Here is a 12,336-nt window from a genome sequence, read left to right as displayed (position 1 = left end):
TCCGATGAAAAAATGCCCGGGCGCAGCCGAAACTGCGCCCGGGTAAAATGCTGCCGATCAGACGAGGTCGAAGCGGTCGGCGTTCATGACCTTGTTCCAGGCGGCGACGAAGTCCTTGACGAACTTCCCCTTGGCGTCGGCCTGGCCGTAGACTTCGGCGAAGGCGCGAAGCTGCGAGTGCGAGCCGAAGATCAGGTCAACGCGGGTGCCGGTCCACTTGGCAGCGCCGGTCTTGCGGTCGCGGCCTTCATAGACGCCTTCCTTGCCGGCGACAGGAACCCACTGCGTGCCCATGTCGAGCAGGTTGACGAAGAAGTCGTTCGTCAGCGTCTCGGGACGCGAGGTGAAGACGCCGTGCTCGGGGGCGCCGGCCTTCAGCACGCGCAGGCCGCCGACGAGGGCGGTCATTTCAGGTCCGGTCAGCGTCAGCAACTGGGCGCGGTCGACGAGCGCTTCTTCCGGCTTCATGAACTGATGGCGCTTGCCGTTCACGTAATTGCGGAAGCCGTCGATACGCGGCTCGAGCGCTGCGAAGGAATGCGCGTCGGTCTGGGCTTCGGAAGCATCCATGCGGCCCGGCGTGAAGGGCACGCTGACGGCGTTGCCGCCGGCCGCTGCCGCCTTCTCGACACCGGCAGCACCGGCGAGAACGATCAGGTCGGCCAGCGAGATCTTCTTGGCCCCGGTCTGGGCGGCGTTGAAGTCCTTCTGGATGCCTTCGAGAACGCCGAGCACCTTGGCGAGCTGGGCGGGCTGATTGGCGTCCCAGTCCTTCTGCGGGGCAAGACGGACGCGCGCGCCATTGGCGCCGCCGCGCTTGTCGGAGCCGCGGAAGGTCGACGCCGACGCCCAGGCGGTCGAGACCAGTTCCTGCACGGTAAGGCCGGTGGCGAGAACCTTTTCCTTCAGTTCGGCAATGTCCTTGTCGTCGACGAGCGGATGGTCGACGGCCGGGATCACATCCTGCCAGATCAGGTCTTCGGCCGGAACTTCCGGGCCGAGATAGCGCACCTTCGGTCCCATGTCGCGGTGGGTCAGCTTGAACCAGGCGCGGGCGAAAGCGTCGGCGAACTCGCCGGGATTTTCGAGGAAGTGGCGCGAGATCTTCTCGTAGGTCGGATCGAAACGCAGCGCGAGATCGCTCGTCAGCATGGTCGGCAGGTGCCTCTTCGAGGCGTCGTAGGCATCCGGAATGGAGGCTTCGGCATTTTTGGCCTGCCACTGCTTCGCGCCGGCCGGGCTCGTCGTCAGTTCCCATTCGAAGGCGAAGAGGTTTTCGAAGAAGTAGTTGCTCCACTTGGTCGGTGTCTGCGACCAGGTGACTTCGAGGCCGGCGGTGATGGCATCCTTGCCGACGCCGGTGCCGAACGAGCTCTTCCAGCCGAGACCCTGGTCCTCGATTGCGCCGCCTTCCGGCTCGGCGCCGATCAGGGACGGGTCGCCGGCGCCATGCGTCTTGCCGAAGGTGTGGCCGCCGGCGATCAGCGCCACGGTCTCTTCGTCGTTCATCGCCATGCGAGCGAAGGTTTCGCGGATGTCGCGGGCGGAAGCCAGCGGATCGGAATTGCCGTTCGGGCCTTCGGGGTTGACATAGATGAGGCCCATCTGCACGGCGCCGAGCGGCTCTGCCAGCTCGCGTTCGCCGCTGTAGCGCTCATCGCCCAGCCAGGTTCCCTCAGGGCCCCAGAACAGTTCCTCAGGCTCCCAGACGTCGGCGCGGCCGCCGGCGAAACCAAAGGTCTTGAAGCCCATGGATTCGAGCGCGACGTTGCCGGTGAGGATCAGAAGGTCAGCCCAGGAGATGCGGTTGCCGTATTTCTGCTTGATCGGCCAGAGCAGGCGGCGGGCCTTGTCGAGGTTGGCATTGTCAGGCCAGCTGTTGAGCGGCGCGAAACGCTGCTGGCCCTGGCCGGCGCCGCCGCGACCGTCGGTGATGCGGTAGGTGCCGGCGCTGTGCCAGGCCATGCGGATGAACAGGCCGCCGTAATGACCGAAATCGGCCGGCCACCAATCCTGTGAATCCGTCATCAGCGCGTGAAGATCCTTCTTCAGGCCGTCGAGATCGAGCTTTTTGAACTCCTCGGCATAGTCGAAGGCTTGCCCGAGCGGGTCGGCGCGGCCGGAATTGTGGTGAAGAATCTGCACATTCAGCTGGTCCGGCCACCAGTCGCGATTCGATCGGCTGCGAGGCGTATTGCCGTGGGCAACAGGACATTTGCCTGCGCTGTCAGTGGGATTGTCCATGATCGTCTCCTTCGTTGCTTGATCTGTCTGCGCGTAAAAAAGATGAGCCGAGCTTACGCCCCACTCTCCCCTTGTGGCAGTCTTCATATCGGAAGCGCGTCATAATTTTAAGTTGGATTTACTGATCGTTGCGATAAGCTGAGGTTATGAAGAACCTTACCCTGAAACAGCTACGTTATTTTGAAGCCCTGGCCAGAGATGGCCGCTTCCGACGCGCTGCCGACGCCTGTGCGATCTCCCAGCCGGCATTGTCAATGCAAATCAAAGAACTTGAGCAAGAGTTGGGCGGTGAGCTTTTCGAGCGTAATGCGCGTGAGGTGAAGCTGACCGCCTTCGGTCAGACCGTGGCTCTCAGGATCCGCGATATACTGCGTGGCGTGGATGAGTTGGCGGAGCTGGCGCGGACCTCGCGCGATCCCTTCCTGACGCGGCTGCGCATCGGCATCATCCCAACGATTGCACCCTATCTGTTGCCAGCGATCATCAACGATCTGAACAGGAGCTTTGCCGGTATCCAGATCGAGGTGCGTGAGACGCAGACGTCGAAGCTGGTTCAGGAGTTGGCGCAAGGCCAGCTGGACACTGCAATCGTTGCTTTGCCCGTGTCCGAACCCTCCCTGACCGAGCACGAGCTCTTCAAGGAAGAGTTCGTGCTGGTCCGGCGGCCCGAAGACGAGGGCAAGCCGGTGCCCGAACGCGAGGCGCTGCGCGAAATGCGGTTGCTGCTGCTTGAGGAAGGCCATTGCTTTCGCGATCAGGCCTTGTCGTTCTGCAAGATAGGGCCGGCCCGCCCCCGGGAAGTCATGGAAGGCAGCTCTTTATCCACTCTGGTTCAGATGGTCAGCGCCGGTATTGGCATCACCCTGATTCCGGAGATGGCTGTTCCTCTCGAAACGCGCTCGGCGCATGTTTCGATTTCGCGCTTCCAGTCTCCGCAGCCGTCGCGAACGATCGGAATGATTTGGCGCCATTCGACGCCCATGGCCAAACAGCTCGTGCAGGTTTCAGAGGCGGTTCGCCGATCAGCCGACAGCATGCGCGAACAGTATGTCGCGCGGTGATGGACCTGGTATCGCCTCGTCTCAGGACCGCCGTTTGAAGGTGTGCTCCGCTGCCGGAAACTGTCGCGACCGGACCTCGCCGGCATAAGCGGCGGCGGCGGCCGAAATCCTCTTGCCGAGTTCGTCGTAGCGCTTGACGAAACGCGGGATGAAATCGTTGAAGAGCCCCAGAATGTCGTCGGAGACCAGAACCTGACCGTCGCAGGCGGAGGAGGCGCCGATACCGATGGTCGGGATGTGCATGGCGCCGGTCACCTCGCGGGCGAGCGGCTCCACCGTGCCCTCGATGACGACGGCAAAGGCGCCAGAGCCGCCGATGGCATGAGCGTCGCGCCGGATCTTCGACGTCTCGTGTTCGGAATGACCGACCGAACGATAGCCGCCAGCGGTTTGGACCTGCTGCGGCATCAGACCGATATGCCCCATGACCGGGACCCCGCGCTTGGTCAGAAAGGCGATGGTCTCGGCCATCTCCTCGCCGCCCTCGAGCTTGATGGCATCGCAGCCGGTTTCCTGCAGGATGCGGACAGCGTTGCGGAAGGCGATCTCCTTCGATTCCTGGTAGGTGCCGAACGGCATGTCGACAACGACGCAGGCCTTGTCGACGCCGCGCATCACCGCCTTGCCGTGGGCGATCATCATGTCGAGCGTGACGCCGATGGTGGACTCCATGCCATAGAGCACCATGCCGAGCGAATCCCCGACCAGCAAGAGGTCGCAATGTTCGTCAAGCAGCCGCGCCATGGGCGTCGTATAGGCGGTCAGGCAGACGATCGGCTTGCCGCCCTTCATGGCTGAAATGCGCGCTGGTGTCAGGCGCTTCTGAATTCCGGCCGCGCTCATCTGGTCACTCCCTTTCCCGGCAAGCCCCGCCCGCCGATAACCCGGTTGCCCCCGGCAACTCGGTTGTCGACAACAACCCTGTTGTCCAGAAGCCGTGTCGAGCCGACCCGAACGAAAAGCGCCACGACGACAGGCTCTGCGATCGACGTGACCGGCTGCAGCGTTGAGGCATCCCTGACGGCGACGACCTCGGGCTTTGCCAGAGGTTCGCGACTAAGAAATGCCGTGAGCTTTGCCTCGAGTTCCGCCGGATCGGCAAGGCCGCCGGCGACCAGGCGCTCCGCCTCGTCAAGGGTCTGGGGGACAATCACCGCGGCACGCCGCTCCGCCTCGCTGAGATAGACGTTGCGCGACGACAATGCGAGGCCGTCGCTATCCCTGACCGTCGGCACGGATATCACGCGCACCGGCACGGCCAGATCGTCCACCATGCGCTTGATGATGACGACCTGTTGGTAATCCTTTTCTCCGAAATAGGCGGTCTGCGGCTGGACGATGTTGAAAAGCTTGCAGACGACAGTGGCGACGCCGGCAAAATGTCCGGGCCGGACCGCCCCTTCGAGTTCGCGGCCGAGATCGGGAACGTCGACGACAGCAAGCATCGGGCGAGGATACATATCCTCAACGCCGGGCGAAAAGAGGAAATTGACGCCGGCTTGCCTCAGCATGGTGGCATCGCGCTCCAGATCGCGCGGATATTTGCTGAGGTCTTCCGCCGGGCCGAACTGCAGCGGATTGACGAAAATCGAGACGACGACGATGTCGTTTTCGGCGCGAGCGCGCGAGACGAGCTCCATATGACCGGCGTGGAGATAGCCCATCGTCGGGACGAGGCCGACGGTCCGACCCTGCCGCCTCAGCGCATCGAGCGTATGGCGCAGCTCGTCAATGCTCGAGAAAACCCGCATATATCCTCCCCCGGTCGGTCACTCCATCTTGGGCGCGGATATGAAGTGTAATCGATGTGGCAGGTCAATGCATATTTCTCGATAAAAACGATTAGATGCAAATGGCAGCCGACGACACCAGGCTCCATTAGCTCTGGGAAACGGCATTTCGCCACAGGGCTCCCGCGCTGCGTTCGCAGGCTTGCAGTGGAACCGACGATGTGCGACTTCCGTTGCTCACCCTGTCCGTCAAGATACTATCACAGTCGGTCGCTATGGACGTTACATGGAGGACGCATGGACAAGCCCTGGAAGATCAGCCGCGGACCGATTGCGGCAACCGAGCTCGACGTGGAGAAGGCAAACGCGATCAGCACGTTGCTGATCCGGCCAGTCGGCGTCCTTCCGGCCAAGGCGGGAGATCCGGTCCTCCCTTTTGCCGTCGGCCTTTTCAATGAACTCCGACCGCTCCTGAAGCCCGATGCCGGCGTCACGACGCTGCGGCGGGCGACCGCTGCCTATGTCCACTGCCGGCGCTACTATTTTGCCAGCGCCCAGCCCGATTCCATGCGCCACGGCCTTGACGGCGAACCCGTCGAACCACTGTCGTCCGAAGACCGGATGGTCGCGCAAAAACGCTTCCTGAGCGTCAAGCAGACCACCGGTAAGACAGACGCGCCAGAGCCGACACCACCGGTTCCTCCTCCCTCGTTGAGCAAAAGCGAACAGATCCGCGCAGCCCTCCTCGGCAAGAGAAGCGCCGTCAGCTAGAGCGGGGATGAGGTTTGCTCAAACAAGCTACCTTGAAGTCGTTTGCAGTTTGCCGCGTGATGGTGCGGAGAACTTTTCCAGTTTGCATAGATCGTTTCGCTGGCTCCAGCTGGTCGATCTCCTCAAAGCCTCATATCTCGACATTTGCTCGGCTCGTTCCTGAGTGCGCCAAGCAAGGCCGGAACCGTGGTCGTCATTCTGAAGGGCAATAGTTGGAGCATGATATTGTCTTTCGGGGCGATCAATATCCGCGAGCGTCACGTTGGCCCCCAAACTTTCGTGTGTAACTCAGGTATTGATTGCTTTACATAGATTTAACGTAATGACGCTAATTTTAGCATAATCCAGAACCAAGTTCGGACTTGCTAGAACGATGCGTTTCCTGATTGCAGCCTCCTTACTCGCATTGGCCGTCGTCCAGCCTGGCGCGGCCGCCGATCTTTCCGCGTATAAGCGGCCGCTGACAGTCCCTTTCGAGGGCGTGACGGCCTACTCCCCTCAACTGGCGACGCTCGGCAAGATGCTGTTCTTCGACCCGCGGCTTTCCGGCAACAAGAACATGACCTGCGCCAGCTGTCATAACCCTTCCTTCGGCTTCGAGACACCGGTGACGACGCCGATCGGCGCGGCCAATACCGCGCTCGCGCGCCAGGCGCCGACGGTCCTGAATGTTGCCTGGGTCTCGCCCTTCTTCTGGGATGGCCGCGCGCCGAACCTGGAGGAGCAAGCGGCAGGTCCGATTACGGCTGCCGCAGAAATGAACGGCAAGCTCGACACCGCCGTGACCGAAATGCAGGGCATACCTGATTACAAGAAGTGGTTCGACGAGGTATTCCCTGACAAGGGCGTCACCAAGGAGACGATGCTGACGGCGATCGCCACCTATGAGCGGACAGTGGTTTCCAACTGGTCGCCCTTCGACCGCTGGGTGGACGGCGACGAGAAGGCGGTCTCCGACAGCGCCAAACGGGGCTTCGAGCTGTTCACCGGCGCCGCCGGCTGTTCCTCCTGCCACACAGGCTGGAACTTCACCGACAACAAGTTCCATGACATCGGCTTGCCGAGCGACGATATCGGCCGCTACAAGATCGATGCGAGCAGCCCTGACAACAAATATGCCTTCAAGACGCCCGGCCTGCGCAACACGCTCTACCGTGGCCCCTATATGCATGACGGCAGCCTGAAGAGCATGGACGAGGTGATCGTCCATTATGAAAGCGGCGGCGTCAGCCGTCCGTCCCTTGATCGGGCGATGTCTCCCTTCCTGCTGACGGACCAGGAGAACAAAGATCTGATCGCGTTCTTGGGAACTCTGACAGCCGAAAAGCAAGACATCCCCCTGCCGACGCTGCCGAACTGAGGTGCAGGCAATGAAACTCTCCATACGCATGCAGATTCTCGCTCCGATGGTGGTCACGATCGTCGTCGGCTTCGGCAGCGCATTCCTGATCGGCTACCAGGCGATCCTCGGCCAGACCCAGGTCGCTGCGGTGGTGCAGGAGGCGGTGAACGCCAAGATAGCCTCGGCCCATATCGAACAGCAGTTCAAGGAAGCCACTTCCGTGGTGGACCGGGTGCTGTCGATGACGAACTTCGTCCCGGCGGCCGAGATCAAGGCCGGGTTCGAAGAGAGCAACGGCGCGCTGGTGCAGTCGCTCGATAAGCTTGGCAGCGTCGATCTCGCCGGTTCACTGACCGAGGGCGTCCGGTCGCTCCGCCAGGCCCATGATGCCTGGGAAAAGGACGTCAGGATCAGTCTCGGGCTGCAGCAGGCGGACGAAGTCCCGACGGCCGAGAAGCTGGCGCGCTCGCAGCAGGCGATCCTTACCGGCATTGCCGCCGTCAATACGATCGTCGACAAAATAGCAACCGAGAGCGTCGCTGCCGCCGGCAGCGCGCTGGAATCGAAGATCGAAATCGAACTGGCATTGGGGGCCATTGCCGCGATCGTTGGCCTCGGCATTCTCATCGCCATCGCCCGGCATGTGTCGCGCCCGATCCAGCGCATCACCCAATCCATGCAGGAACTCGCAGCCGGTGAGACGGATAAGGTGATCCCCTATGCGGGGCGTCGCGACGAAATCGGCCTGATGGCCGGTTCGGTGGAAGTCTTCCGTCAGAATGCCATCGCCCGCGGACAACTCGAAAGCGAGGCCGAGGAGAACCGTCGCCTGGCGGAAGCAAACCGGCTGGCGGACCAGGAGCAGGCGGAGCTGAGCGCGGCGGAACGGCTGACGGTCGCCACCTCAGGCCTTGCCGCCGGCCTGAAGCGGCTCGCCCAGGGCGATCTCGCCTTCAAGCTGGCGGATGCGTTCGCGCCGGAATTCGAGCCGCTGAGGCATGATTTCAACGCCTCCGTCAAGCAACTCGGCGATACGCTTCTTTCCGTTTCCGAAAGCGTTTCGATCATCAATTCAGGCACTCGCGAAATCAGCAACGGCTCCAACGAACTCTCCGGCCGCACCGAACGGCAGGCGGCGACGCTCGAACAGACCGCCGCGGCGCTGAACGCCGTTACCGCCAAGGTCACGGAAGCTTTCGAGATCGCCAAAGAGGCTCGCAGCGTCGCCGACGACGCCAACCGCAGCGCCATGGCTTCGGGCAAGGTGGTGGCCCAGACAGTCGAGGCCATGGATCAGATCCAGGAATCCTCCAAGCAGATCAACAACATCATCGGCGTCATCGATCAGATTGCCTTCCAGACCAATTTGTTGGCGCTCAATGCCGGTGTGGAGGCCGCCCGGGCCGGCGAAGCCGGCAAAGGTTTCGCCGTTGTCGCCCAGGAAGTGCGCGAACTTGCGCAACGCTCGGCCCAAGCCGCCAAAGAGATCAAGGACCTGATCGGGCGGGCATCCGCCAACGTCGCCAGCGGCGTTGAACTGGTCAGCCACACCGGCGCAGCGCTTGGCGATATCGGCCGCTTCATTGCCGATATCAATCAGCGCATGGAAGCGCTGGCGGCCTCGGCGCGCGAACAGGCGACGAACCTGTCGGAGGTCAATTCGGCAATGGGCCAGCTCGACCAGGTGACCCAGCAGAACGCTTCGATGGTGGAGGAAACCACAGCCGCCAGCATCACGCTCGCCAGCGAGGCCGAGCGCCTGCGCGAACTGGTTACGCAGTTCGAATTGGGCAGGACACAGCCCGACACCCGAACGTATCGCGACGCAGCCTGAACCGAGCGCGGAAAACCGACCGTGAAGGACTGAGAGTTTCGGGGCCGGGGGCGCGGAAAACGCGCCCCCGGCTGGCGCCGGCCGAAGGGGAGGGGGCAATCGGCCGGGTCAGTTCAACGGAGCTTCGCCTGATGTGATCCGCTGCTCGTCTCCGGCAAACAGATGAACCGCATCGTGGATTGGCGCAATCCTCAGCACCTCGCCGGGGGCTGCCCTGATCCGGTCCCTGAAGACGCAAGTGAGCGTCTGCGTTCCCAACCGGGCGATGAGCAGCGTTTCCGAACCCGTGGGCTCTACGACCACCGTTGTGACCTCGATGCCGCCCGGGTCCAACCGGAGATGCTCGGGACGAATGCCGTAGGTCACGGCTTCAGGCGGACGGCGCTCGCTCGGCAGGAGCAGGCCATCGGCGGTTCGAAATCCATCTTCCGTCATGTGGCCACTGATGAAATTCATCGCCGGCGAGCCTATGAATCCGGCGACGAAAAGGTTGTTCGGACGATCGTACAATTCCAACGGAGAACCCGACTGCTCGATCAGACCGTCCTTCATGACGACGATCTTGTCGGCCATGGTCATGGCTTCGATCTGATCGTGGGTGACATAGATGGTCGTCGTCTGCAGCCGTTGATGCAGTTCCTTGATCTCCGAGCGCATCTGCACCCTGAGCTTGGCATCGAGGTTCGACAGGGGTTCGTCGAAGAGAAAGACGGCCGGGTCGCGGACGATTGCCCGGCCCATCGCCACGCGCTGTCTCTGGCCGCCAGAAAGCTGCTTCGGATATCTCTCCAGGAGACTTTCGAGGCCGAGAATCTTCGCGGCGTTGCCCACCCGCTGATCGATCTCCGTCCGCGGCATTCGTTTCAGCCGCAGCGAAAAGCCCATGTTCTTTGCAACGGTCATATGCGGGTAGAGTGCGTAATTCTGGAACACCATGGCGATGTCCCGATCCTTGGGCGCAAGCTCGTTGACGATATGCTTGCCGATCTGGATCTGCCCCGAGGTAATGCCCTCCAGGCCGGCAATCATCCTCAAAAGCGTGGATTTGCCGCAGCCAGAGGGGCCGACCAGAACGACGAACTCGCCGTCGCCAATGTCGACCGATACGCCTTTGATGGCTTTGAACGCGCCATAATCCTTGCGCGCATTGTTGACCGAAACATGGGCCATAACAGTCCTCCCGAAATCGCTATCAAAGTCCGCTCAGGACATTTCTCAAATAATCGAGGCCGAGGCGCTCGCCGTCTTTGCGAGCGGCTAAGTCCTTGCCCGGCCAGCCATAGGCGGCATCCTCATGTTCGATCGACAACGTGCCGTCGAAGCCAGCCCCGCGAGCCTGGCGCAGGAACCTCGGCCAATCGATCTGGCCGAGCCCCGGCAGCTTGTATTGCCACCAGCCCTTGCCGTGATAGCCGACAGCCTGCAGCCTCTCCGGATCGATTGCCGTGTCCTTGGCGTGAAGGATGGCAATGCGATCCTTCACCGTCGCCATCGCCTGGTAGGGATCGACGCCAATGCGAATGAGGTGGGAGGGGTCGAATTCCAGCCCGAAGCGGGGATCGCTGATTCTTTGAAAAAGCTCCCGCCACCCTCTCGGCGTCGTTCCGATGAAATTGTCCTTCGGACCCGGCCAGTTCTCGATTGCGAAGGTCAGGCCATAGGACTGCGTCTGCGCGATCAGGCCGTTGGCGAAATCGGCGAAGTCATCATAGTTGGCTTCGTCGCTTGCAGTGTCGTCCCGGCCTGGGAAGATCACAAAGATTGGGACACCCGCTTCACCGATCGCGCCGGCAAATTCGGCGGTCTTCGCCCGAAGCGCCTCACGCTTTGCGCGGTCAGCATCGAGCTGATTGCCGAAATAGGTGATCGACGACACGAAGAGGTCGCGGCTGCGTGCGAGCGCGACGGCTGCCTCCACCCGATCGGGCGTCTTGATATGGCCGCCGACATCGATCTCGATTGCGTCGAAACCTGCCGATGCGGCGAAATCCACCACTTCCTCCAGGGGGCGATCGTTGAATGTCGAGGTGTAAAAGCCGATCTTCACCAAAATCCTCCCGTCTTCACCAAAATCCGTGGGGCCTTGCTGGCCGTTTCAACTGTTCAGGCGGTCCATATTCTTGAGCGGCGAACGTGTGCGTTGAGCAGCGTCCGCCGATGCGAGCATCAGGGCTGCTGCCATCGGCATGGCCGCCGCTCCCATGGCCGAGGCATCCTCTCCGAGCGAGGCGCGATGAAGCGAGGGAAGGCTGGTGTCCTCGGCATCGAGATGCTCGTGCACGTAGCGCAGCAATTCGTCGACGATGCGGATCGGCAGTCTGCCGCCGACGAGGACGGCGTCTGGGTCGACGATCATGCCGATATGCTTGACTGCGACTGCCAGATGCGCGCTCATTTCCTTCAGCCATTGCGACACGAGGCGCCTGCCATGCGCATCCAACGTCAGGAGATCGTGCGGAACACTCACCTCGACGCCGTGCTGCGCGAGGAAATCATAGAGGAAGAACAGCGAGAATATCTCGCCGAGAAGCTGGACCTTATGGGCCTTCCCGTCCCCGCCGTCGGCAATCGGAAGCCAGCCGATTTCGCCGCTGAGGCCCATGGCGCCACGATGACCGTTGCCATCGAGCACGAGGCCACCACCCGGGCATGGATTGATGGCGATGTAGAAGAAGCTGCTGCTTTCGGCACCCAGTCCATAGTCGAGTTCGGCAAGGGCGGCGGCATTGGCTTCGTTTTCGATGAAGACGGGGTGCTGCGTCAGGTTTTCCAATGCTGCGCGCACATCGAATGCTGTCCATTCCTGATAGGTCTTGGGCTTGCCGAGGAGCGAAATCTCGCCAAGCCAATCCGGCATCGCTAGACCGATGCCGGCGAGGCGCGCGTCGTCAATGAGCCGGCTGCGCTGGAAATGCGAAATCGCATCGGCCGTTAGCTGCAGGAATTCCGCCGGCAGGATGAAACGTTTCTCGTGATGCACGCGGGCGCGGACATTGCCGACGGCATCGACGGCCAGGATCGTCAGATGGTCGCGATCGATGTTGATTCCGATGGCAAAACAGGCATCCGGATTGATTTCGAGTTCGATTGCCGGCTGGCCTCGCAACCCGTGCCGCCGGCGGGCTTCCATGATCAGCCCCTCGTCCAGCAGGCGATCGACGATCCGGGCGATTGCCGGTTTGGTAAAACCCGTCCGCCTGGCGATTTCGGCGCGCGAAATCGGCGCCTGGCGATGAATGCAGCGCAGAACGACCGCCCTGTTGTGCTCGCCAGCATCTTCGACATTGGCGCCGGTCAGATCCGGGGACAGCCTGGCGCCGAGTGTCTGGTTCATGCTCGAAATCCTTCCTTGCG

General features: G+C 61.9%; 10 protein-coding genes. 4 read left to right on the top strand and 6 right to left on the bottom strand.

Annotated elements, in window-relative coordinates; genetic code table 11:
* Window positions 1-57: 57 nt before the first annotated feature.
* Window positions 58-2,244, bottom strand: a complete 2,187-nt coding sequence (katG, locus tag ACD590_RS25785) for a catalase/peroxidase HPI (protein ID WP_018245486.1) — start codon at window positions 2,242-2,244, stop codon at window positions 58-60.
* Between the two features lie 146 nt (window positions 2,245-2,390).
* Here katG and ACD590_RS25780 point away from each other — a divergent pair, with 146 nt between their 5' ends.
* The gene (locus tag ACD590_RS25780; protein WP_018245487.1) at window positions 2,391-3,305 is read left to right on the top strand and encodes a hydrogen peroxide-inducible genes activator; all 915 of its coding nucleotides are present in this window, start codon (window positions 2,391-2,393) and stop codon (window positions 3,303-3,305) included.
* Between the two features lie 21 nt (window positions 3,306-3,326).
* Here the strand turns inward: ACD590_RS25780 and panB are convergent, their stop codons facing one another.
* Together panB and panC are read right to left on the bottom strand one after the other, a co-directional pair.
* Window positions 3,327-4,148, bottom strand: coding sequence for a 3-methyl-2-oxobutanoate hydroxymethyltransferase (gene panB / locus ACD590_RS25775; RefSeq protein WP_018245488.1), 822 nt, complete (start codon window positions 4,146-4,148; stop codon window positions 3,327-3,329).
* Window positions 4,145-5,056 carry a pantoate--beta-alanine ligase gene (gene panC, locus ACD590_RS25770; RefSeq protein ID WP_018245489.1) on the bottom strand — a complete coding sequence of 304 codons (912 nt, stop codon included), beginning with the start codon at window positions 5,054-5,056 and terminating at the stop codon, window positions 4,145-4,147. Before panC ends, panB begins: the two co-directional genes overlap by 4 nt.
* Window positions 5,057-5,332: 276 nt before the next feature.
* Here panC and ACD590_RS25765 point away from each other — a divergent pair, with 276 nt between their 5' ends.
* The 3 genes from ACD590_RS25765 to ACD590_RS25755 all read left to right on the top strand — a co-directional run bounded on the left by ACD590_RS25765 (window position 5,333) and on the right by ACD590_RS25755 (window position 8,982).
* Entirely contained in the window at window positions 5,333-5,806 is a 474-nt protein-coding gene (locus ACD590_RS25765) for a ProQ/FINO family protein (RefSeq protein WP_018245490.1), read from the top strand.
* 373 nt (window positions 5,807-6,179) lie between these two features.
* Window positions 6,180-7,166, top strand: coding sequence for a cytochrome-c peroxidase (locus ACD590_RS25760; RefSeq protein WP_018245491.1), 987 nt, complete (start codon window positions 6,180-6,182; stop codon window positions 7,164-7,166).
* Window positions 7,167-7,176: 10 nt separating this feature from the next.
* Window positions 7,177-8,982: a methyl-accepting chemotaxis protein gene (locus ACD590_RS25755; RefSeq protein ID WP_018245492.1), complete on the top strand. Its 1,806-nt coding sequence runs from the start codon at window positions 7,177-7,179 to the stop codon at window positions 8,980-8,982.
* Between the two features lie 108 nt (window positions 8,983-9,090).
* Here the strand turns inward: ACD590_RS25755 and ACD590_RS25750 are convergent, their stop codons facing one another.
* The 3 genes from ACD590_RS25750 to ACD590_RS25740 are packed head-to-tail and all read right to left on the bottom strand — an operon-like array spanning window position 9,091 to window position 12,316.
* Window positions 9,091-10,152 (bottom strand): ABC transporter ATP-binding protein, encoded by a 1,062-nt coding sequence (locus ACD590_RS25750; RefSeq protein ID WP_018516913.1) that lies wholly within the window; start codon window positions 10,150-10,152, stop codon window positions 9,091-9,093.
* A 22-nt stretch (window positions 10,153-10,174) separates the two neighbouring features.
* Entirely contained in the window at window positions 10,175-11,029 is an 855-nt protein-coding gene (locus ACD590_RS25745) for a sugar phosphate isomerase/epimerase family protein (RefSeq protein ID WP_018516912.1), read from the bottom strand.
* A 48-nt stretch (window positions 11,030-11,077) separates the two neighbouring features.
* Window positions 11,078-12,316, bottom strand: a complete 1,239-nt coding sequence (locus ACD590_RS25740) for an ROK family transcriptional regulator (RefSeq protein ID WP_018245495.1) — start codon at window positions 12,314-12,316, stop codon at window positions 11,078-11,080.
* Window positions 12,317-12,336 lie beyond the last annotated feature (20 nt).

The sequence above is a fragment of the Rhizobium sp. 862_C5_N1_2 genome (assembly GCF_051811205.1).
Taxonomy (GTDB): domain Bacteria; phylum Pseudomonadota; class Alphaproteobacteria; order Rhizobiales; family Rhizobiaceae; genus Rhizobium; species Rhizobium leguminosarum.
This window is presented reverse-complemented; position numbering and strand designations above follow the sequence as displayed.